This is a genomic window from Rothia sp. HMSC069C10 (assembly GCF_001812205.1).
Taxonomy (GTDB): Bacteria; Actinomycetota; Actinomycetes; order Actinomycetales; family Micrococcaceae; genus Rothia; species Rothia mucilaginosa.
This window is the reverse complement of sequence record NZ_KV808305.1, coordinates 136,456-159,613: the sequence shown is the minus strand read 5'-3', so window position 1 is coordinate 159,613 and position 23,158 is coordinate 136,456. Positions and strand designations below refer to the sequence as shown.

Sequence of the window (23,158 nt, the reverse complement as noted above, 5' to 3'; positions counted from 1 at the left end):
CCAGCCGCCGCCATCAGTTTCCTGATCGCAATAGAACTGCTCAGGAGCACTCATCGCAGGGGTGTACAGCCAGTACGCGCCGCTCTTGCCACGCGGATTATTCTGCTTAACCTCCCAGCAGCTCGCAGCCGCGCGCTCACTCGACGAACCGTCATAGTAGCGTGCATCAGCAGCCTGCGCGCCCGAAGCAATCGGACCCAAAGAAGCCGCAACCATCGCAAAAGAAGCAGCCGCCGCACCCAAAGCACGGGACCCGGAGCGAGAAGCTACGCGAGAGCCCTCAGAAGCGGAGGAAGCAGCACCCTGCGCGCGCCCTCCACGCGTGAACGGAAGAAAATTCATTTGTCTCTCCTAGAGACCTCAACCGGCACACAGCAGAAAACTGCAATTCACACAGCAACACCCACCCCACACAAGGCACAGCATAGTGACCAGGCATCGGGGTAAGGGGGAAGCGTTATGAACTGCGCTAACAGCGAGTCTGTAGCCGGAATCAGTGAGTGTAGTTATCGGAAATTGAATGAATACGCCCCACCCCTCACGCACGAAGCCAACAGTGGCAACGCACCCGTACGAAGCGGAACGCTAAAAATCTGTGAAGTTTCCTCTGTCGTACCAACAGCGAAGAAACACCACAGATCAAGATTCAGCCCATCATCGGAAAGGACGGAAGCAACCCATCCGACGCAATGAATCCCAACCCATCATAGCCGCCACAGGGGCGAAGAGATAGCAAACTGGGAAAACCGGACCGAACCAAAACTATAGAGGGCATACACCCCGGGTGCACCGCCGCCTGATTCGGACCCCGCAAACCCTGCAGAGCCCGAACCAGGCGGCGGCTCAAAGAAACTAGATCAACAATCTGACCTAAGCCTGAGCAGCTCCCGTGGAAGCCGAGAAGTTCTCAGACGCATCGATGGAACGCACATAGTAGCGAGCGCCATCAGTATGCTCAACCTCGTAGCTGGTGCCCGAGACCGTAGCAATCACACGGTCATCACGCAGCACCTGGTAGCGAGCACCGCTCTCACGAACACCAGACCAAGACAGCTTATCGGTCGAGCCATCACGCTGAACCGACAGATTCGACGGAGTCGACGGGGCGGTCACATCGCGAGGAGCAAAACGAGCAAAACCGACAGTGCGCTGCTCACCATTAGCACCCAGCGAACGGTTAATGTCGCCACCAACCCACAGGTTGCCGCGAGAATCCACGAAGGACTCCCAGACACCGTAGCCGCTAGCGCCCTTCAGAACCGGGCTGAACTCGCCCACAACCTCGCCGCTGTCCTTATCAAACGCCGCGACCAGGCGCATGCGGTGAACCGCCTTCGATTCCTTCCAGTAGGTGTGGTAACCGGTAGAACCCTCGAAGAGGACATCACCGCAGTGGCACGCACCGTAAATGGTGTTACCGCTCAGATGCAGATCCTGCCAGTCGCCACCGTACTTAGAGATAGACGAAGAAATACGGCCGTAACCGTTCTTCGAGTAGTTCGCAATCAGGTGGTCAGCGCCGCCAGTCCACACGGTCGAACCAGCATCCTGAACATCGAACTGGAACGCGTACACAATGCGGTCAGTAATGTTCAGCTTCAGCGACGGCTCCCACTCCCACTTAATATTCGAAGCGTTAGAACCATTCAGCGCCGCCAGGCGGAACGCGCGCTGGTTATTCAGCTCAGTGAAGTAACCCGCAGCGTGAACAGTCGAGTTATCGGACGCAGCGGTAATACCGTTGACCGTACCGTTAAAGTTCGGGCGCCAGTTCCAATCCACCGCACCGTTCGAGAGCTTAATACGAGCGGCACCACGCGAGTAAGCGTACGCCTTAGACGTATTGCCCTTTACATGGGTGAAGTTACCGCCAATGTAGAGGTAACCATCCTGAACCAGCAGGGTCTTCACCTGCGCGGCAGCACCATTACGGCGCTGAACCTGCACATCCCACGTGCGGTCAATCTGACCGGTGGTCGCATCCAGAATGACGAAGTGATCAACCTTCTCGCCATTAACCTCGGTGAACTCGCCACCAACCGCCAGGCGGTTATTCGGCAGAGCCTCCAGAGCCTTAATCTGACCGTTGAAAGTCGGGCGGAAGGAACGAACCAGCTCACCCGAATCCACGTTGTAGCCAGCCAGGTACGACTGGTTCACGCGCTCGCCGCCAGCAGACTCAACATACTTGAAGTCGCCACCGGTGAAGACAGTATCGCCCACCTGAGTAATAGCCTGAACGTAGGTGTTCATCTCGTTCTTCTTGCCGGTACCAGTCTGCTCACTGGTACGCCAACGAACGGGCATCGTGTAGCTATTGGGCAGAGCACGACGGTTGCTAGCGGCAGAGCCAGAACCAATCTGCGAGAAGTTCAAGTCACGCTGAGTCAGCTTCGGACGCAGGAACACCTGGGTGAAGGGGATGGAATAACCGGCGGAACCGCGCTTCTTATAAATATAAGAATCGGCACGATCATTGCCGAAGTTCACCAGCGAACCGTACGCAAAACCAATCTGGTAGCCCTGGTTCGGGTTCGCGAAGAAACGAACCGAGCTGGTGGTAATACCCGGAGCCATTTCCGAGGGAGAACCGCCCATATGAGCGGTGCGGTTAATGCCGGCACCAGTGAACTTCACGTTGCCCCAACGCTGACCGTAGCTCATCGCCCAGGTCCACTGCTCAGTCTGAGGACGCTGAACATAAACGTTCTGCCACTGAGTGCCCCTCGCATTGTGAGCACGGTGCAGACGCATGCCGTCGGGAAGGTCCTGAGGCTTAATGCCGTTCAGCAGCGCATCGACAGTGTTTGCGGGAAGCTGGACCGGAGTAAAAGCGGAAGGGCCGGTGGGGTTCTGGTGCAGCTGATTCGGGTCGCCGGTGCCGTTGTAAGACTCGGTCCAACCCTCACGACCGCGACCAATCATGACCCAGCCGCCGCCATCAGTTTCCTGATCGCAGTAGAACTGCGCCGGGCCGCTCATCTGCGGGGTGTACAGCCAGTAAGTGCCAGAGGAGGCAGAAGGATTAACCTGCTTGACCTCGTAGCAAGAGGCAGCCGCCTTATCGCTGCTGGAACCATCATGGGTTCCGGTCGCAGCCGAGGCGGGAGTAGTAGGAGTAAGAGGTGCCGCAGTGAAAGCGGTACCAAAAGCGAGTGCGAAAGCGGCCCACTTTTTAGCAGACCATGAACGGACATGGGGCTTTTCAGTGGGTTTGTTCGTGTATGTGGTTGTCATATGCGTCTTTCTGATGCGACGTTCCGGAAGAAACATCGAAAGATACGGTGAATTTAGCGCACTAGAAAAACCGCAGTAAATACTGAAAACCTGAGGTTGGTATTTAGGGTATTCAGATTCCGGAAGGAAGATACGGTGCGGTTTTTCTATAAGTGTTATTGATTAGGTTACAGGATTAAGCTATGAAAATAATGGTGCACAAAGTGCAAAGATGGGGGTGGGAGTGTGATTTACATCCTATAAAATCGGCGTTGTGGTGTAAGAAATGACACAGAAGGAAACCATACTCATATATCGTCAATGAAAGCGACAATCGGGTGCAAAAAGCTATATCTACAGCCAAAGAAGCCCACGAAAGAAAAATGCCATAAAAAGCAGAGTAGACCTACAATAGAAAAGCCGCGCACATCACCAAAAAGTGCGCATAAAATGCCTCAAAATAAAACACCCGGGCACCCCACCCGACACCACCTCACACCGACCACCCGTCGACACCCTCCACCAGCCAAACCGCCGGAACCGAGGACAGCAGATTCAGGAGAACCCGTGAGCACCACCCGAAAAGCTACCGCACAGCCCCTCGAGGCACCCCTGCACCCCCTCCTGAACACCCTCAACCAACTCAGCAGCTGGGCCGCGATCCGCACCGCCGCCTCCGCGAAGCCCACCGAACGTAGCGCACGCACCCTCATCGGCGCCGTCGCCGGAACCCACGCCGCGCTCATTGCAGACATCTCCACCGCAGTACGCGATACCACCGCCGAAGCGCTCAGCCTCATCATCGCCCCCACCGACCGTCAAGCAGAAGACCTCGCCGCAGCCCTGCGCTCCTACTTGCCCGCCGCAGACATCGCGCTCTTCCCCGCCTGGGAAACCCTGCCCCACGAACGCCTCTCACCGCGCTCCGACACCGTAGGCCGCCGCCTGCAGGTACTGCGCGCCATGACCGGGGACGCGGCTAAACGCCCCCAAGTCGTCATCGCACCCGTACGCGCCGTCATCCAGCCCATCGTCACCGGCATTGAAAAGCTTGAACCCGTGCACCTGATCCGCGGCAAAGAATACCCCTTCAAAGATGTAGTACGAGGCCTCAACGACGCCGCATACTCCCGTGTAGACCTCGTCGCCAAGCGCGGTGAATACGCCGTACGCGGCGGCATTATCGACGTCTTCCCGCCCACCGCAACCACCCCCGTCCGCCTCGAATTCTTCGGTGACGAACTCGACGAAATGCGCCACTTCTCCGTCGCCGACCAGCGCACCCTCAGCGGGGGAGAAGAACTTACTGAACTCACCCTGCTGCCCTGTCGCGAACTGCTCATCACCCCCGAGGTCATGAGCCGCGCCGCCCGCCTGAAAGCCGACTACCCGGCAGCCGCAGCCATGCTTGAGAAGATTGCGGGTGGAATCTACGTCGAAGGCATGGAATCGCTTACCCCGCTGCTCATCGAATCCATGAACACCCTCACCGAGCTGATGCCGGCAGGGTCCATGATTATTAACGTCGAACCCGAACGCGTGCGTGCCCGCGCCGAAGACCTCGTCGCCACCAACGAAGAGTTCCTCGCCGCCGCATGGGACACCTCCGCAGAAGCCGACGCAGTAGCACCCATCGACCTGGGCCAGTTGCGTATGAGCGACAGCGGATTCCGCACCATCGACCAAACCACCGCACAGGCACTCGAAGCCAAGCTCAGCTGGTGGGAAATCACCGAACTCGTCACCGACGCAGACCTGCTCGAAGATGCCGCCGCAGGCGCACTCGAAAACCAGAACATCGCTGACGCCATCGAAGACGGAATTGACACCTACACCGTCAACGCCACCCCCGCAACCGCATTCAACGGATCCGTCGAACGCATGCTCTGCCAGGTCGGCGACCTCATCGGCCAACAGTGGACCGTCCTCGCCCTCACCAACGGCCGCGGCTCCACCGACCGCCTCATCGACCTCTTCCACTCCGGCGAAGGGGCACCCGCCGTACCCGCAGCCCGCCGAACCAGCCTCGAGGAGGACCCCGCAGGCGACCTCGAACACGGCATCGTCGAGGTTTGCGAGGCACCCGCCTCCGCAGGCTTCCTCATCGAGGAGGCGAAGCTCGCCGTCTTCACCGAAGCCGAACTGCTTGGCCGCCGCGGAACCTACGCACCCCGAGGCGCCACAGGACAGAAATTCAAAACGCGCCGCCGCCGCAATGCGGTTGACCCGCTCGCACTGAACCCCGGCGACTACGTGGTGCACGAGCGTCACGGCATCGGCAGGTTCGTCGAGATGACCTCCCGCCCGGTGGCTGGTGCATCCCCGGTCAACGGCGTGCAGCCCATGAAGGAATACCTGGTCATCGAGTACGCCCCCACCAAGCGTGGCGGCGCACCCGACCGACTCTTCGTGCCCTCCGACCAGCTGGATCTGATTTCCAACTACGTGGGTGGCGAGAACCCGAGCCTGTCCAAGATGGGCGGTAGCGACTGGGCTAAGACCAAGTCCCGCGCTCGCAAAGCCGTCAAGGAAATCGCTGCTGACCTGGTGAAACTCTACTCGGCTCGCCAGGCATCGCGCGGTCACGCCTTCGCAGCAGACACTCCCTGGCAGCGAGAGCTGGAAGAATCCTTCCCCTATAACGAGACTCCGGACCAGCTCACCGCCATCCACGAGGTGAAGGAAGACATGGAGAAGGAAATCCCCATGGACCGCCTCATCTCCGGCGATGTGGGCTTCGGCAAAACCGAGGTCGCCGTACGTGCCGCATTCAAGGCGGTGCAGGACGGCAAACAGGTTGCCGTACTCGTACCCACGACCCTGCTCGCGCAGCAGCACTACGAGACGTTCAGCGAGCGCTTCTCGGGATTCCCCGTGAAGATTCGCGTGCTCTCCCGCTTCCAGAAGGCGAAGGAAACCCGCCAGATTACCGAAGAAATCGCATCCGGCGCGGTGGACGTGGTGATCGGTACCCACCGCATCCTCTCGGACAGCGTAGTGTTCAAGGACCTGGGCCTGGTCATCATTGACGAGGAACAGCGCTTTGGCGTGGAGCATAAGGAAAAGCTCAAGCAGATGCGCACCAACGTGGACGTGCTCGCCATGAGTGCTACCCCGATTCCGCGCACCCTGGAAATGTCGCTAACCGGTATTCGCGAGACCTCCACCCTTGCCACCGCGCCGGAGGAACGCCATCCCGTGCTGACCTTCGTTGGTCCGCGCACCGACAGCCAGATTACTGCCGCAATCCGCCGCGAGCTCATGCGTGAAGGACAGGTTTTCTTCGTGCACAACCGCGTGGCTGACATCGACGATGTTGCCGCGGAAATCGGCAAGCTCGTGCCGGAGGCGCGCATCGCCACCGCCCACGGCCGCATGAGTGAATCGCGCCTGGAGCAGATTATTGTGGACTTCTGGGAGCGCCGCTTTGACGTGCTGGTGTGCACCACCATCGTTGAGACCGGCCTGGATATTTCGAACGCGAACACCCTCATTGTCGACCACGCCCAGAACTACGGTCTGAGCCAGCTACACCAGCTGCGTGGCCGCGTGGGTCGTGGCCGCGAGCGCGCCTACGCCTACTTCCTGTACCCGGTGGATAAGACCCTCGGCGAGATTGCGCACGAGCGTCTGAAGGCTGTGGCAACGCATAACGAGCTGGGCGCTGGCCTGCAGCTTGCGATGAAAGACCTGGAGATTCGTGGTGCCGGCAACCTGCTCGGTGGCGAACAGTCCGGTCATATTGCCGGTGTCGGTTTTGACCTGTACCTGCGCCTGGTCGGCGAGGCGGTCGCAAACTACCGCGGCGAGAAGGAAGAGCGCGAGGTCGAGACGAAGATTGACCTGCCCGTCAACGCGCATATTCCTCACACCTACATTGATTCTGAGCGTCTGCGCTTGCAGGCGTACCGTCAGATTGCTGCCGCCGATACCGAAGAGAAGATCGCGGAGGCACGCGAGGAGCTGGTCGACCGTTACGGCGAGCTGCCGGATGCGGTAGAGAACCTGCTTGCCGTGGCGACGGTGCGTATGCACGCCCGTGCCGCCGGTATTCATGAACTGGTGGTGTTGGGTCCGAAGGTTCGCGTGGTAACCGCTACGCCGCTGCCGGAGTCCCGCCAGATGCGCCTGAAGCGCGTGTACCCTGGGTCCACGCACGCCCAGCCGAAGGGTATGGATACCTGGCTGACTCTGGTGCCGCGCCCGAAGACCATGCCGGTTGGCGGTAAGGACCTGGTGGACGGCGCGATGCTGCAGTGGGCTGAGAAGTTCATCAACTCGATTTACTCGGAGAAGCCGCAGGCTCTCGAGGAGTAGAGACCTACAGGGGTAGGTGCCGCCCTGTCATATCGGGCTGCCGAACCATGAAGATGCTCGCCGTGCAGATTGCCACAATATGGCACATCTGCACGGCGAGTGCGTTTGCCCCACGCAGGCGGCATAGCTCACAATTAAGGCATGACTTCAAAGGTGAACTACGCATCTCAGCGAATTGTAATTATTGGTGGTGGCCCCGGCGGCTACGAGGCGGCGATGGTGGCTGCCGCATCCAACGCGGACGTGACTCTGATCGAGCGTAATGCCATTGGTGGCTCCGCCGTTCTGACTGACGTTGTGCCCTCTAAGACCCTAATCGCTACGGCGGATATGATGACCCGCTTCTCTGAGGCGGGTAGCTTGGGCATTGAAAATACGAAGGGTAAGGCTCCGCAGCTTCGTGTTGATATGGACCGTGTGAACCGCCGAGTCCGCGACCTGGCTCAGCAGCAGTCTGCCGACATTAAGCGCGCCCTGGCTTCTGCAGGAGTGAAGATTATTCACGGTACCGGTAAGCTCCTGGACCGCCACACCGTTCAGGTGACCGATGAAGCTGGTCTGGTCTACCCCCTGCAGGCGGACTTTGTGATGCTGTCGGTGGGTACGCATCCGCGCGAAATGGCGACCGGTATGCCTGATGGCGAGCGCATCCTGACCTGGACTCAGCTGTACAACCTCTCCGAAGTTCCCGAGGAACTGATTGTGATTGGTTCGGGTGTGACCGGTGCGGAGTTCGCTTCGGCATATAACGGTCTGGGGTCTAAGGTTACGCTGGTGTCTTCGCGTGACCGTGTGCTTCCCGGTGAGGACGAGGACGCAGCTCGCGTGCTGGAGGACGTCTTTGAGCGTCGCGGCGTGCGAGTGATGCCGCGTTCCCGTGCGGCTGCTGTTGAGCGTACTGAGGACGGCTCAGGTGTCATCGTGACCCTGTCCGATGGCCGTAAGGTCTCTGGCACTCACTGCCTGGTGGCTATTGGTTCGATTCCGAACACTGAGGATTTGGGCTTGGAAGCTGCCGGTGTGGAGCAGACCCCGAGCGGCCATATTAAGGTGGACGGCGTGTCCCGCACGAGCGTGAACAGCATTTACGCCGCTGGCGACTGCACGGGCGTGTACCCACTGGCTTCCGTGGCTGCAATGCAGGGCCGTATCGCTATGGCGCACATCCTCGGTGATGCGGTGCGCCCGCTGCGTACCGATAAGGTTGCCGCAAATATCTTCACCTCCCCGGAGATTGCGACTGTGGGTGTGAGTGAGAAGGACCTTGCCGAGGGGGCGTACCGTGGCGATGCGGTGACCCTGCAGCTGAGCACCAACCCGCGCGCGAAGATGATGGCGATGCGCGATGGATTCGTGAAGATTTTTGCTCGCCGCCACTCCGGCACCGTCATCGGTGGCGTGGTGGTTGGTCAGCGCGCCTCCGAGCTGATTTACCCTATCGCCCTGGCTGTGGAGAAGAAGCTCGCGGTGGATGACCTGGCGGACACCTTCACGGTTTACCCCTCGCTCTCCGGCTCTATTGCTGAGGCTGCGCGCAAGCTGCACACTCGCGGCCTGTAGCCGGCGCATAGATACCCTGGGCTTGTAGAGAGCCGCTATCTCAGAAGCTCACAGAATCTCTGAAACGCACAAAAGCGGTGGGGGTCACTTCCTGAGTTCCTAAGAATCAGGAGGTGACCCCCACCGCTTTGCCGTAGAGACGCTTAGCGCCGCGAAGCTTTACTTCGTGGTGCTGACGGCGTTCATGTCCACGTCACGGGTTTCGTGAGTGAGCAGAATGAAGACAACGCTCAGAATCGATGCGAATGCCAGGTAGCCGCCCACTGCAGCCACACCGTAAGTGGAGTTCAACCAAACAGCCACGAACGGGGTCAGTGCCGCGCCGAGGATGGATGCCACGTTGTAGGCGATACCGCTGGCGGTGTAACGCACGTTAGTGGGGTACAGCTCCGGCAGGTATGCGGACATGGAACCGAAGGACAGACCCATCAGGCACATACCGATAAAGATGAAGAGGGTAACCACAGCGGCGTTTGCGTTCGCGCCGGTACCAACAACGGAGGGGGAGATGAACAGACCGAAGGACAGACCGAAGACAGCCATCGCGATGGTGGTCCACAGCTGCTGGGTGCGGCGGCCGTACTTGTCAGCCAGCCAACCCGAGATCGGAATGAAGATCGCGAAGCCAATAATGGAGATCAGCTGAATGATCAGGAACTCGCGGTAGGGGATCGCTAGGCCGCCCTTATCCGCCTTGCCGATACCGTAGGAGAGGACCCAAGCGGTCATCAGGTAGAACAGCACGTAGCATGCCACCATGATGAAGGTGCCCTGAATCATGGGCCACCAAGCGACCTTGAACGCCTCAACGAGCGGGGTCTTAACCTTCTCGTTGTTAGCGGCAGCCTTGGCGAAGACGGGGGTCTCCTCCAGCTTGAAACGAACGTACAGGCCAACAGCGACCATCACGATGGACAGCAGGAACGGAATACGCCAACCCCAAACGAGGAAGGGGTGATCCAGGTTCTTGGCGTCGGTTGCGGAGTTGAAGGTAATCCAGCTGGTCAGCAGCAGCATGAAGCCGTTTGCAAGGACGAAGCCGATGGGGGCACCCAGCTGAGGCCACATGGCGGCGCGGGCACGCTTGCCGTCCTCAGCGTATTCGCTGGCGAGCAGTGCCGCGCCGGACCATTCGCCGCCCAGACCCAGACCCTGGCAGAAACGCATGATGGTCAGCATGGTCGGTGCCCACAGGCCAATCTGGTGGTAGGTGGGCAGCAGACCGATGATGAAGGTTGCCAGACCCATGGTGAGCAGTGCACCGACGAGGGTTGCCTTACGGCCAATCTTGTCGCCGAAGTGGCCGAAGATCACGGAACCGAGGGGGCGCGCGATGAAGGCGACGCCGAAGGTGGCGAAGGAAGCCAGAAGCTCGGTGGTTGCGTCCTTCGAGGGGAAGAACAGCACGGGGAACACAGCCACTGCCGCGGTGGCATAAATGTAGAAATCGTAGAACTCGATGGTGGTACCAACGAGCGAGGCGAGAATAACTCGACTGCGAGGAGTCGTATTCTTCACCGATGCAGCAGACGCTTTCGTGTCGGGTGCAGAAGCGCTCATGAGGAAAACTCCCGAGATGGTGAATTTGTGTGTACACAAGGAGCCTGGGATAGGTGTTCCATAACCGGTCGGCGCGGGAGGCGGGTGTGCCATGGGCGCGTACCGGGTGCCGTGACCGCACCGGGTGGGGTGGGTGGATGCCGGAATCTGAAAGGCTCCTCTAAAGTGCAACATTATAACTCTGTTCAGAAAAGACCCAACAAATACGGTCACTATCTGGACGTAATCGCAATAGGTACTCGCTCAAACCCCACAGAAACAGACAAGGGCGGACATAGAAAATCCCCCGGGAGGGCACGAGGTAATACCTCATACCATCCCGGGGGATCCTTCAAACCTATGCGCTCGCGGTCGCAAAACCGCGGCATCGAGAGTTACTTGATGGTCGCCAGCACCGCACCGGAGGTGACGGTATCGCCCGGCTTAGCGGACAGACCCGAAACCTTACCCGCCTTGTGCGCGGTAATGGGCTGCTCCATCTTCATCGCCTCCAGCACCAGAATCAGGTCGCCCTCAGCAACGGTGTCGCCGTCAGAAGCCGCGACCTTCACGATGGTGCCCTGCATGGGGCTGGTCAGCTCGTCGCCGCCACCCTTCGCCGCGCCGCGTGCCGAACGGGACTTGCGGGTCTTGGATGCGGGCTTAGCTGCAGGCTTGGTGCCGCCGCCCAGATCAGGCAGGGACACCTCCATGCGCTTGCCGTTGACCTCAACGACCACGGTGGTGCGCTCATCCTCATCCGAATCCACGCTACCGGGAGCACCGGAGTACATGGGGATGGTGTTGTTGAACTCGGTCTCAATCCAACGGGTGTGCACCTTGAATTCGCCGCCCTCAGCCGGTGCGAAGGCGGGGTCATCCAGCACGACGCGGTGGAACGGAATGACGGTGGGCATACCCTCAATGGTCAGCTCAGCCAGGGCACGGCGGGCACGCTGCAGAGCCTGCTCACGATCCGCGCCGGTAACAATGAGCTTAGCCAGCATGGAGTCGAAGTTACCGCCGATAACGTCGCCAGCCACGAAGCCAGAATCCCAGCGAACACCGGGGCCGGTGGGCACGGTCATCTTCTCGATCGTGCCGGGGGCGGGCATAAAGGAACGACCCGCATCCTCACCATTAATACGGAACTCGAAGGAGTGACCGCGCAGAACCGGGTCCTTCTCCTCAATCTTCTCACCGCGGGCAATACGGAACTGCTCACGAACCAGGTCAATACCCGAAATCTCCTCGGAAACGGGGTGCTCCACCTGCAGTCGAGTGTTGACCTCAAGGAAGGAGATGGTGCCGTCGGTGCCGACCAGGAACTCACAGGTGCCGGCACCCTGGTAGCCAGCCTCACGCAGAATTGCGCGGGACGCCTCGTACAGGCGCTCGTTCTGCTCAGCGCTCAGGTAGGGGGCGGGCGCCTCCTCAACGAGCTTCTGGTTACGGCGCTGCAGGGAGCAGTCACGGGTGGAAACCACCACGACGTTGCCGTGCGCATCCGCCAAGCACTGGGTCTCAACGTGGCGGGGCGAATCCAGGAAGCGCTCGATGAAGCACTCACCGCGACCGAACGCCGCGGTAGCCTCGCGAACAGCGGACTCGTACATCTCAACAATGCTCTCGCGGTCGCGTGCCACCTTAATGCCGCGGCCACCGCCACCAAATGCGGCCTTCACCGCAATGGGCAGACCGTGCTCATCCGCGAAGGCGACAACCTCATCGGCGGACTTGACCGGGTCCTTGGTGCCGGGCACCAGGGGAGCGCCCACCTTCTGCGCGATGTGGCGTGCCGCTACCTTATCGCCCAGCTGGGTAATGGACTCGGGGGAAGGACCAATCCAGGTCAGGCCAGCGTCAATGCACTTCTGCGCGAACTGCGCGTTCTCAGACAGGAAACCGTAGCCGGGGTGCACGGCGTCAGCACCGGAGCGGATGGCAATCTCAATGAGCTTGTCCATCACCAGGTAGGACTGTGCCGCGGTGGCACCGCCGAGAGCGTAGGCTTCATCGGCGAGCTTTACGTGCTGGGCGTCGCGGTCGGGGTCAGCGTAGACGGCGACGGTCTGCAGGCCCTCATCGCGGGCTGCACGAATCACGCGGACAGCAATTTCGCCGCGGTTAGCGATTAGAATCTTGCTGACCGGGCCGGTGTGACGGCCGGGGACTGCAGTAAATTTCTTGGCGGCTTCTGCCTGGTGCTGAGTCACTTAAAGCTCTCCTTTAATCTCCTGCCGAAAAGGATATCTAGAATCGGCGGGATTGGCGAATATAACGCGCATCATACTGTTCTATCTTATCGATTGGTGTTCAACAATGTGTATTGCAGGGCGCGCTTTGAGACAGATTTATACGATTGCGCTGAATCTAATCCTCATCTTGGGGCGCCAGCCACAACTCGGTCACCGCGACCTCGCGGCGGCGCAACATATCGCGTAGCGCGTGAATGGACAGGCCCACCACCGTGTGGAACTCACCCTCAATACCGCGAATAAACGCCGAACCGTAACCGTCCAGGGTGAAGGAACCGGCTACCCAGAGCGGCTCACCGGTAGCAATGTACGCCTCAATTTCTTCGGGGCTGAGCGTATCAAAGTGGACGGTGGCGCTACGTAGTTCAGAAACGGTGGGCAACTCAGAAGTAGCGGACAGCTCGGCACCTGGCTCAAGACCGCGCAGATCCACGAGCGCGTGACCGGTGTGCAGCACACCGTGGTTGCCGCTCATGGCACTAACGCGCTCGCGTGCCGCCTCGGCAGTGTGAGGCTTGCCGTAGGCAACACCCTCAAACTCGAAGACCGAATCGCAGCCCAGAACCAGCGCATCGCGCACACCCTCGGCGGCGAGTTCAGCGGCAACTGCCTGCGCCTTCAACTGCGCCAGAAGGGAAGCGGTCTCAGTCGGGGTGAGTCCCGCACGTCCCTGCGCTCGCGCCTGTTCGTTGGCGGTAGCGAGTGCGGCGTCCTCATCTACGGAGGAGACGCGCACCGTGAATGCGATGCGGGAGTCTTCCAGGAGCTTGCGGCGCGCCGGGGAGGCGGAGGCAAGAATTAGTCGGGTCGGTGAAGCGCTGGTAGTCATGGGTTCTATTTTAGAGCGTTGTCGGTGAGCTTTACTCTCGGGTGCAGATTGAGGGTCACTGGGTGGAACCCTCCGCCGGTGTATCAGCGTTGAACACGGGGCATTCGCATAATCTGGGGGGGGGATCTGCGGGAGGGCTGGAGCGCCGAGCCGAGGGGTATAACGAGGTGGCATAAAACCGGCGGGCATAGAAAGAGCGTGTCCCATCCCCCTCAACCACGTAGGAGATGGAACACACCGTTCAAAATCATAACTCTTCTCAAACCTTAAAGAAAAAAGAATCAATAGTGACACTTTTATGACGTTTGACAAATGTATTTTGCCCATGCTGGGGGCATGGGTGGCGGAGAAGCTACACGGCGCTAGGCAGTACCGCCTAGCGCCGCGTGCGTGAGCCTTCGTCAGATTAGCGGTGTGCCGCGGCGGTGTTGTCTTCCACCTCGTGAAGTCGCTGCGCCTCGCCGGCGATGCGCTCATCGTAGAATTCCTGAGCCACGAAGCCGCCCTCAGAACGGGGAGCGTTGTAGAGCTCCTCATCCAAAATGCCCTCGCGGCGAGCCACAATCGCGGGAACCAGAGCCTGACCGGCAACGTTCAGAGCGGTACGGCCCATGTCAACGATCGGGTCAATCGCCAGGAGCAGACCTACACCGTCCAGGGGCAGACCCAGAGTGGACAGGGTCAGGGTCAGCATCACGATAGCGCCGGTCGTACCAGCGGTTGCTGCCGAACCGAGCACGGACACCATCACAATCAGCAGATACTGGGTGAAGTCCAGCTGAATACCGTAGAACTGAGCCACGAAAATCGCCGCCAGTGCCGGGTAAACCGAAGCGCAACCGTCCATCTTGGTGGTCGCACCCAGCGGAACCGCGAAGGATGCGTAGGCGCGGGGAACACCCAGGTTACGTTCGGCAACGGTCTGGGTCATCGGCATCGAACCCATCGAAGAACGGGACACGAAGCCCAGCTGAAGCGCCGGCCACACACCCGAGAAGTACTGGCGGACCGACAGACCGTTCGCGCGAACAATAATCGGGTAGACCACGAGGAAGACCAACAGCAGGCCAATGTAGAGTGCGATAACGAACGCGACCAGCGAACCCATCGACGCCCAACCGTACGCGAACACTGCCTTAGCAATCAGACCCACGGTGCCCAGCGGCGCCAGGCGAATAATCCACCACAGAATCTTCTGAATAATCGCCAGGGCGCTCTTGACCACGTCAATGAACGGCTTAGCTGCCTCGCCGACCTTCAGAGCGGCAATGCCGACCGCACCGGAAATGACCAGAATCTGCAGTACGTTAAAGGATGCCGACGCGGTGATGCCGGAATCACCGGACTTAGCGCTGACGCCCAGACCCAGGAAGTTCACCGGGATTAGACCGGTCAGGAATGCGGTCCACGAACCGGTCGAGCCGGTGTACGCCTTGCCCTGCACCTGTGCGCCCACGCCCGGCTGAACGATCAGGCCCATCGCAATACCAATGAGCACCGCGAAGAACGCGGTAATCGCAAACCAGATGAGCGTGTTAACCGCCAGGCGTGCCGCGTTCGTCACCTGCGACAGGTTAGAGATGGAGGCAACCACGGCGGTGAAAATCAGCGGAACAACGGCCGCCTTCAGCAGAGTGACGTAGGAGGAGCCGATGGTATCTAAGGTCACCATGAGCCAGTTGGGGTTGCTCTTCGCGTCCCCACCCAGTGCGAGGGCGAGCGCGCCGAGAACAATACCCAGAATGAGTGAGGCAATGATTTGGTTGCCGAAAGAAGTAGCCCACTTGGGCAGACGTGAACGAGATGATGCATGCGGTGTAGACATGTGGCATACTCTAAAACTTTTGCGCGCTCCGGCGCGAGTTTGTGTGAAGAAGTGTTTCAATCCGGTGCAGTGTAGGGGATGTGTGACGAACCGTGACCATCCTGTGGCATCTTTCGGCTGTACATCCCGCAGTCTAACCAGCAACGCAGCCCAACCCAGCTGCCCAACCAGCAACGCCGCCAGTTGCCCCCCACATAGGCGGTTAAATCGGCTGATAGTTAATTAGGAATCGCCGCCAAAGCAAACAGAAAGGAAACAACTGCGCAACATGCGGCGAAGCTTGCTGAGATTTTGCCGTCAGCTAATAATCCGAAAGCTAGGGCTTGATATGCTGGAATCACACCGATAGTCCGGCGAAAGTCGCCGGATGATGCTGTACCCACTCAGCTTCATGTACGCGTTGAATGTTACGCCACGCACCACCTTTCAAGGAGAGATGCATGAGTTCTGCTCCCCAATACCCCGGCGGAACCACCACCCCTAACGGCTCGAAGAAGCCCCGCAATCGCATGGAGGCGGTTGCAGATTTCGCTACCCGCGCCGCACAGACCTCAGCCCAGCAGACCCTGAACCTGGGTGCGACCCGCCCCGGTATCGCCAAGATGATTGCCGTAGCTGGCGCTGGCGTGCTGCTGGTTGGCGGTGGCATCTTCGCCTACAACTCCATGCACCAGGAAGAGAACGCGTTCCTGTCGCAGGGCGAAGAGTACGCCCGCGTCTGCCAGGACGCAAAGACCGGCCTGCGCGTGGAAGATAGCGAATGTGAGAAGGCAGGCGTTCAGGAGCCGACCGACTCGTCCAGTAGCGATTCCTCGGGCTCGTCGAGCTCGTCGGGTTCTTCCGGTTCCTCCAGCTCCTCGGGCTCTTCTGGGTCGTCGGGCACTTCCGGTTCGACCACCACCCACAATAATTCGAATGCGTTCCTCTGGTACTACCTGGGCCGCCAAAGTGCCGCTAATTCTTCCGGATCCCACTATATTCCTCCTGTAGGATCCAAGCTGTCCGGAGGTAGCACTACCCGCCCCAGCAACGGCACCGTCTACAGCGGCGTGTCTTCCAAGGGCGGCGGATTCGAAGATTCCTACCGCACCGCGAAGAAGTCCTCCACCGTCTCCTCCGGCAAGGTGACCAGCACCAATAACTCCGGTAAGACCTCTTCGGTGCGTAATAAGACCACCGGCTCGGTCTCCAGCGGTAAGCAGGGCACCAGCAATAGCGGTAGCACCGGAACGTACAGCAAGTCGAACACTTCTAAGTCGGGTTCGTCCTCGAAGTCCGGTTCCTCGTCTAAGTCGGGTTCCTCGTCCAAGTCTGGCTCTTCCTCGAAGTCAGGCAGCAAGGGCGGTTTCGGTGGCGGCTCCAAGTCCGGTGGCGGTACCTCCGGCGGCTAAGCCATAAGCCATCACACTAAATGCGGGCAGGGACTGAACGGTCCCGCCCGCATTTTCCTCACTATTTTCCAATCACTACTTCGAAGGAGCCTAGCCCCTCATGCGCCGTGAAGAATTTCCCGTCGGCCGACCCGACTGGGAGAACGTCATCATTGAGGAAGGCCTCACCTACAGCGTGGACGGCCCCCACGACACCGACCACTATTGGAACGAATACGCCGCCTACATTTTCAGCCCGCAAGAAATGGACTTCCTGCGTGTTCAGGCGGAAGAAATGCACCGCATGTGCCTGGAAACCGTCGAGTACATTGCCTCCGGCGCGTTCGGCACCCTCGGTCTACCCCAGGCGGCGTTCAACCTCGCCGTAGAATCCTGGAACCGCCGCGACGCCGACTTCTACGGACGCTTCGACTTCACCTACTCGGGCGTGCCTGGCGACCCCATGAAGCTGCTCGAATACAACGCAGACACCCCCACTGGCATCGTGGAGGCGGCAGTCAGCCAGAAAACCTGGGCGAAAGACCAGCGCCTCGATACCCGCGGCTACGCCCACTGGGGTGAAATCGGCGAAGCCTTCACCAACCGTTGGCGCCACATCTTCGCAGCCGAAATTGCCGCCGGCGTGCAGCCCGTACTGCACCTGGCGCACGTGAGCCCCGAGATTGACGAGAACAACGAGGACTACAACAACCTCTGGCTCATCGCCTACGCGGCGCAGCAGGCGGGCATCAAAACCCACATGATGCCCATCGACGAAGTCATCTTCAACGAGGACACCAAGAGCTGGGAGGACGCACAAGGCCGCGCCATCACCAACCTCTTCAAGCTCTACCCCTGGGAAGACCTGGTCACCGACAGCGAAGCAGGCTACGACAAGCTCCTCTTCGCCTACCACGGCGCCATGGACCGCTGGATTGAGCCGGCGTGGAAGATGTTCCTCTCCAATAAGCTGCTGCTTGCCGCGCTCTGGGATAAGTACCCCGGCCACCCGAACCTCGTACCCACCTACGCGGGTCACCGCGGCGGCATGCGCAACTGGGTTCGCAAACCCATCTTCGGACGCGAAGGCGACGGCGTAGAAATCTACGCCCCCGACTACGACGTCTTCATCAAGCCCGAAGACGACGACTTCTTCGCCAACGCCCCCGAAAGCGAATTCATCTACCAGGAGTACATCCCGGCACCGCGCTACGAGGGCATCATCAATCCGGTCAGCCACCCCATTCTCGGCGTGTGGGTGGTCGACGGACGCACCGTAGGCGTGGGCATCCGCGAATCGAATGGCGCGCTCACCGACTACTGGTGCCGCTTTGCCCCGCACCTGGTGGATCTGAACGACTCCACCGGCATGGGATTCGGCACCATGGACCCCGGTGCCGCAAACTTCGGATAGCCTTCAGAAGACATAGCCCCCCAGAAGATATATCCTGCAGAAGACACGAAAATACAGCGAAGCCCCCGCATCAGCCGCAAAGCTGAAGCGGGGGCTTCATCTATAGAGTTCCTAATCTCAAGGCTCTAGTTCAGGGACTCCAGTTCAGAGACTCTAGAAAACCACTCGACGAGGAGCGAGCAGGCTAGAGGCTACTCGTCATCGTCCTCATCGTCGTCATCCTCAGTGTCCAGAGGGAGCATCATCTCATCGGTCAGGGCGCGGCGCAGAGTATCCAGACCCACCGAACCGAGCAGAAGCGCACGCGTGTGGAACGCACGAATATCATCGCCGCGGCGCACAGCCTGATCACGCAACTCCAGCCAGAGGCGCTCGCCAATCTTGTAGCTCGGCGCCTGACCCGGCCAACCCAGGTAACGCAGGAACTCGAAACGCAGGTGACCCTCGGACTCGTCCAGGTTCAGCTTCAAGAACTCATAACCCAGCTCAGAGGTCCAGATGGTGCCCGGCTCAACGCCCAGCTGCTCAGCCCACTCCGCGGGAATCGGCATCTCGCAGTGAACACCAATATCGAAGACCACGCGGGCGGCGCGCATACGCTGAGCATTCAGCATGCCCATGCGGTCACCCGGATCCTTCAGGTAGCCCAGTTCCTCCATGAGGCGCTCGGCGTACAGCGCCCAGCCCTCACCGTGACCGGAAACCCACAGCATGTTCGTACGCCAGGAGTTCATGGTGCCCTGCAGGGCCGTAGCAATAGCGATCTGCAGGTGGTGACCCGGAACGCCCTCGTGGTACACGGTGGAGGTTTCACGCCAGGTAGTGAACGTGTCCTCACCCTCGGGAACCGACCACCACATGCGGCCAGGACGCGAGAAATCAGGGGAGGGGCCGGTGTAGTAAATACCGCCCTCGTTCGTGGGCGCAATGCAGCACTCAATACGGCGCATGGGGCCGCCAATTTCAAAGTGGCTACCCGCCAGGTTCTCCACGGCGGCGTCTGCGAGCTTCTGCATCCACGCCTTCAGCTCATCGGTGCCGTGCAGCTGACGTGCCGGATCTTCATCGAGCAGCTGCTTCGCACGCTCAATGCTTGCGCCCGGCTCAATCTCCTCGGCAACCTCACGCTGACGAGCGATAATGCTCTCCAGTTCCTTCACGCCCCAAGCGTAGGTTTCGTCCAGGTCAATGGTGGTACCCAGGAACGAACGGGAGTGCAGGCTGTACGCCTTACGGCCCACAGCGTCGCGGGAGGGAGCGACCGGTTGCAGCTTCTCCACCAGGTAGCTGTTGAGGCGGCGGTAGCCTTCCTTTGCAGCCTCGGCACCTGCGGCAGCCTCATCCTTCAGCGAGGGGACAGCCTCGGCGACCTCAGCGGCAAGCTCGTCAAAGAAACCACCGGGAGCGTAGTACGCGGCGGTCTGCTCAATGACAATATCCACCTGACGGCGCGGGGCGACCTTGCCCTCTTCACGAGCTGCTTCAAGGGTCTGGATGTAGCCCTCCAGCGCCTCGGTCACGCGGTGCATACGACCAATAATGTGCTCCCAGTCCTGCTGGGTGTTGCGCTTCATCAGGTCGAAGACCGAGCGTACCTCCTGCGGGACGGAGGCAATATTGTTCATCTGCCAGCCACCAAAGCCAGCCTTGTGCTGCTTGCGGTACAGGCTCAGGCGCTCCTGCAGAGCATCCAGGGTGACCAGGTCAACGTCATCAATAGGCAGGACGTTATCGACCTTCTTCAAAGTCTTCTTTGCAAGGCGCGCGAAAGCCTTCTCGCCGGCGGGCGAGTAGTCGGGGTACAGGGTCTCTACGCCTTTGCGACCAAGCTCGGTTGCATGGACGGGGTTCAGGTCGAGGACCTTTTCAAAATATTCGTTAGCAATCTGATCGACGTCGGTCAGCGAGCGCTTCAATCGGTAGATGCTGGGAAGTTCCTGGTAAGTGCTCATGTTCATATCCTAACTCAGGGGTGTGCCTTCAACCACGATTTTCGGTGATATGGGTCGCTTAAACCGGCAATATTACGTGCTGAGCGGCACCGAACGCCAAGAAAAGGGCCCACCTGTGGACAACTCACCGGGGAGGATGCGCGAAAACGCCCCGGCTTTCTTCTCCTGAACGTGCAGGAGAGGAAGACCGGGGCGTCACCCAGATGGGTTACAAGCTGCTAGCTGGCGACTTAGCCGGTGAAGTATTCACCGTTGAGCCCGAGCAGACCGTTCGCGCTCTGGACCACGCCGAGGCGGTGCGCAATGAGGCGGTCCTGCAGCTCATCGCCGGATACCAGATCCACCAGAATGTTCGGGTACTTGGTCGAGCAGCGGATGAACTCGTCGTACGCCTCATCGCTGAATGTGGCGTTCGTGATGAAGGTGCCGAGCTGACCGCCGCGGGCGTGAATTGCCAGGAAGAACGCGGTAATGTCCTGAGGCCGAACGCTCGCGGACAGCACGCCGTTAGATGCCGGGCGCAGAGTACGAACGTAGAACGCTCGCTCTTTTTCACCGGTGGCGGGGGTCGCCACGCCGTCCACACCCCGAGCCTCCAGCGGCTCCACGGTGTAGCCGCGCATCAGGAACAGATCGAAACCAATACGGCGGAAACGCTCCTCAGACACCTGCGCCAGGGCGGGTGCCAGCGCGTCGCGGCGGAAGACCTGACGGTAACGCTTCAGAGCCTCACGCACCTGAGCGGCAGCCACCTGCAGAGCAGTGGACGGGTCAGCGGAGGCGGGAACCGGGACAGCAACAGCAGGCTGAGCAGGAGCCACAACGGGTGCAGAAACAGCGGGTGCAACCGGCTCAACAACCGAAGCCGCGGAAGTAACCGGCGCAGCCGCCGGAACCTCAGCGGGAGCCTGGGCAACAGCCGCCACCGGCGAACCAGCCGGACGCGCCAACAATGCCGGAGAAGCACCCGGCACCGGAGCCAACGGCTCACGCAAAGCGCCCTCACGAGCTGCCAGACGAGCCTGACGCTCCGCCGCGCGCGCCTCCTTAGCAGCCTGAAGAGCCTCCTCACGAGCCTGCAACTCAGCCGCAATATCCTGAGGCAGCTTGTGCTTGAGTGACTGCGGCGGCAGCGGCGCCATGCGGGCGGTCACCGCCTCCGGAGCACCCTCCGGGAAACGCTTGAGCAGCTCCTTACCCGCCTCGCTCAGCTCGTAACGCTCCGGGTTCTTGCGGGAGGTACGACCGGTACCCTCACGCAGAGCGTTCAGGTAGCGTTCGCCCTTGAGCACGTGCATCGCCACCGAATAGCGGTTACGCAGACGCGGGGTCAGCTTATAACGGTGCGGAGCGACCTCACCCTGCAGGTACGGGATGTCCAGGGCGAGCTTCAGCTCATCGTAAATGTCGTAGTAGGAGATGCGCGGGTTCTCCTCAACAATCTTCAGAATCGGGTGCAACAGCTGATGCGGGTACGGCAGAGCGTCCACCGCCGCAGGATCGAGCAGAGCCGAAGCCACCAGCTTCTGAACGCTCGGCTCAACCATCTGCGCCATAGCCGGCGCGAAAGCAGGACCCAACGAGTAGACGGTCTCACGCTCGGAGAGGTAGTGGTGGGCGATCAGCACATCGTAGAGGTAATCCTGCGCGTCAATCTGCACAAAATAGGGGTTCGAGGACGCCTGCTGAATACGCTCGTCGCGGTCAAAGACCTGCTCCAGGCTCGGAAGGCTCAGCTCCACATCGGCGCCGTGGTCGTTGAGGGTGTCGAGCAGAAGAACGCCCATATGGGTCAGCAGAGCATCGGTTGCGGCAATATCCTCAGCGGTAATCGAGGTGCCCTCATCCTTAACCAGCGCCAGCACGGAGCTCAGCTCGCTCGCCGGCACGCCGGTCTCCTCGTGGCGGGTTACCAGTTCCTTCGCCGAAGGCGACAGCGAGTACAGAGTCAGCGGAGAATCCGTGTGCTCGTGGATCGTCTTGGTGCGCAGGTAGCCCTCACGGGTCAGCAGGCTCAGCGCCTGAGCAATCACCGGCTCAACAATGCGCTGCTCCAGGTACGACAGGCCGTACCAGCCCTGCACAAAACCGCACTCGCGCAGCACCAGCTCACGAATCTTCACGGGAGCCGCCGCGGGATAGGCCGGGGTAACACTCAGGACGATGGGCAGAAGCTCACGCACCGTAATATGCGAGAGCAGAACCGGGTAGAACTGCTTCAGGTAGTAGAGGTACACGCCGCTGAGGAGGGGCAGAACCGGCAGAAGAGCCTGCGCCTGCTGTTCCTTCGGGGTGCCCAAAAGTTCACGGCCAGCCTCGCTGAGGGCGTAGTGCAGGTTGCCCGGATGCAGCTGGCTGAGGGACACCTCAAGATAGTCAGCGTTGACCAGCGCCGCAATCAGCTTATTGAGTGCCTCACGGAAGAGAACATTGTCACCGACCGCAATGAAACGCTGAGTCATGTTGAAACCCAGGTCCACACCTACGGGGGTGTACATATCGGGGAAGAAAACCTTCTCGCCACGGTCCTGAGCGCGCTCAAAGTGGCGGAGCAGGGAGAAAGCCGCCGCAACGCTGAGAGCGCGTGCTTCCTCGGGTAGGGCCTCCCACGAGGTTTCCTGCTGCAAAGAGTGCAATTCGGAATGATCGATATGGAGCATTGTTTTATTCACAAAAGCCACGCCGGGCTCCTTATCTAGTGTTATTTATCGTGCAGGTGTTCTTCATAAAGTGCAGTCATGCGAACGGGAAAATAATCACGAAAGTGAGCGGCACCATCTTTATTTTTGGGCCGGCACTTTGAAATCCCGCAGTGAAGAGAAGCGAAGAGAAGCAGGGTAGGTAGTTTTTTCTCAACCCGTCCCGCTTACGCACCGTC

General features: G+C 60.0%; 12 protein-coding genes. 4 read left to right on the top strand and 8 right to left on the bottom strand.

All coding sequences use genetic code 11. The annotated features are described in order from the left end of the window. Both HMPREF2842_RS07915 and HMPREF2842_RS07910 read right to left on the bottom strand, forming a co-directional pair. A partial coding sequence (locus HMPREF2842_RS07915; RefSeq protein WP_256388389.1) for a fibrinogen-like YCDxxxxGGGW domain-containing protein occupies positions 1-342 on the bottom strand: 342 nt, incomplete at its 3' end. Positions 343-870: 528 nt separating this feature from the next. Beyond that, a complete protein-coding gene (locus HMPREF2842_RS07910) occupies positions 871-3,237 on the bottom strand; it encodes a fibrinogen-like YCDxxxxGGGW domain-containing protein (RefSeq protein WP_049341618.1) in 2,367 nt (788 codons plus the stop codon). A 546-nt stretch (positions 3,238-3,783) separates the two neighbouring features. Between HMPREF2842_RS07910 and mfd the strand changes: the two genes are divergently transcribed. Next, entirely contained in the window at positions 3,784-7,533 is a 3,750-nt protein-coding gene (gene mfd / locus HMPREF2842_RS07905; protein ID WP_070644076.1) for a transcription-repair coupling factor, read from the top strand. A 141-nt stretch (positions 7,534-7,674) separates the two neighbouring features. After that, positions 7,675-9,093: an NAD(P)H-quinone dehydrogenase gene (locus tag HMPREF2842_RS07900; RefSeq protein WP_049358705.1), complete on the top strand. Its 1,419-nt coding sequence runs from the start codon at positions 7,675-7,677 to the stop codon at positions 9,091-9,093. A gap of 159 nt (positions 9,094-9,252) precedes the next feature. Here HMPREF2842_RS07900 and HMPREF2842_RS07895 read toward each other — a convergent pair whose 3' ends face one another. The 4 genes from HMPREF2842_RS07895 to HMPREF2842_RS07880 form a co-directional block, all read right to left on the bottom strand. Further along, entirely contained in the window at positions 9,253-10,653 is a 1,401-nt protein-coding gene (locus tag HMPREF2842_RS07895; RefSeq protein WP_070644073.1) for an MFS transporter, read from the bottom strand. Between the two features lie 374 nt (positions 10,654-11,027). Continuing rightward, positions 11,028-12,848, bottom strand: coding sequence for an acetyl/propionyl/methylcrotonyl-CoA carboxylase subunit alpha (locus tag HMPREF2842_RS07890; RefSeq protein ID WP_070634139.1), 1,821 nt, complete (start codon positions 12,846-12,848; stop codon positions 11,028-11,030). A gap of 157 nt (positions 12,849-13,005) precedes the next feature. Further along, positions 13,006-13,719, bottom strand: coding sequence for a Maf family protein (locus tag HMPREF2842_RS07885; protein WP_070644068.1), 714 nt, complete (start codon positions 13,717-13,719; stop codon positions 13,006-13,008). A 406-nt stretch (positions 13,720-14,125) separates the two neighbouring features. After that, positions 14,126-15,544, bottom strand: a complete 1,419-nt coding sequence (locus tag HMPREF2842_RS07880; protein ID WP_070644064.1) for a dicarboxylate/amino acid:cation symporter — start codon at positions 15,542-15,544, stop codon at positions 14,126-14,128. Positions 15,545-15,984: 440 nt separating this feature from the next. Here HMPREF2842_RS07880 and HMPREF2842_RS07875 point away from each other — a divergent pair, with 440 nt between their 5' ends. Beyond that, positions 15,985-16,935, top strand: coding sequence for a hypothetical protein (locus tag HMPREF2842_RS07875; protein WP_070644060.1), 951 nt, complete (start codon positions 15,985-15,987; stop codon positions 16,933-16,935). Positions 16,936-17,035: 100 nt separating this feature from the next. After that, entirely contained in the window at positions 17,036-18,328 is a 1,293-nt protein-coding gene (locus tag HMPREF2842_RS07870) for a glutathionylspermidine synthase family protein (RefSeq protein WP_070644057.1), read from the top strand. A 191-nt stretch (positions 18,329-18,519) separates the two neighbouring features. On the opposite strand, the gene HMPREF2842_RS07865 is transcribed toward HMPREF2842_RS07870, so the two are convergent. Further along, positions 18,520-20,280: a DUF885 domain-containing protein gene (locus tag HMPREF2842_RS07865; RefSeq protein ID WP_070644050.1), complete on the bottom strand. Its 1,761-nt coding sequence runs from the start codon at positions 20,278-20,280 to the stop codon at positions 18,520-18,522. Between the two features lie 230 nt (positions 20,281-20,510). Continuing rightward, a complete protein-coding gene (locus tag HMPREF2842_RS07860) occupies positions 20,511-22,961 on the bottom strand; it encodes a restriction endonuclease (RefSeq protein ID WP_070644045.1) in 2,451 nt (816 codons plus the stop codon). Positions 22,962-23,158: the final 197 nt, after the last annotated feature.

Excerpts from the sequence above, each read along its gene's own strand:
- HMPREF2842_RS07885 (WP_070644068.1), bottom strand. The coding sequence starts at position 13,719 with ATGACTACCAGCGCTTCACCGACCCGACTAATTCTTGCCTCCGCCTCC.
- HMPREF2842_RS07880 (WP_070644064.1), bottom strand. The coding sequence starts at position 15,544 with ATGTCTACACCGCATGCATCATCTCGTTCACGTCTGCCCAAGTGGGCT.
- HMPREF2842_RS07870 (WP_070644057.1), top strand. The coding sequence starts at position 17,036 with ATGCGCCGTGAAGAATTTCCCGTCGGCCGACCCGACTGGGAGAACGTC.
- HMPREF2842_RS07875 (WP_070644060.1), top strand. The coding sequence starts at position 15,985 with ATGAGTTCTGCTCCCCAATACCCCGGCGGAACCACCACCCCTAACGGC.
- HMPREF2842_RS07900 (WP_049358705.1), top strand. The coding sequence starts at position 7,675 with ATGACTTCAAAGGTGAACTACGCATCTCAGCGAATTGTAATTATTGGT.
- HMPREF2842_RS07895 (WP_070644073.1), bottom strand. The coding sequence starts at position 10,653 with ATGAGCGCTTCTGCACCCGACACGAAAGCGTCTGCTGCATCGGTGAAG.
- HMPREF2842_RS07865 (WP_070644050.1), bottom strand. The coding sequence starts at position 20,280 with ATGAGCACTTACCAGGAACTTCCCAGCATCTACCGATTGAAGCGCTCG.
- HMPREF2842_RS07910 (WP_049341618.1), bottom strand. The coding sequence starts at position 3,237 with ATGACAACCACATACACGAACAAACCCACTGAAAAGCCCCATGTCCGT.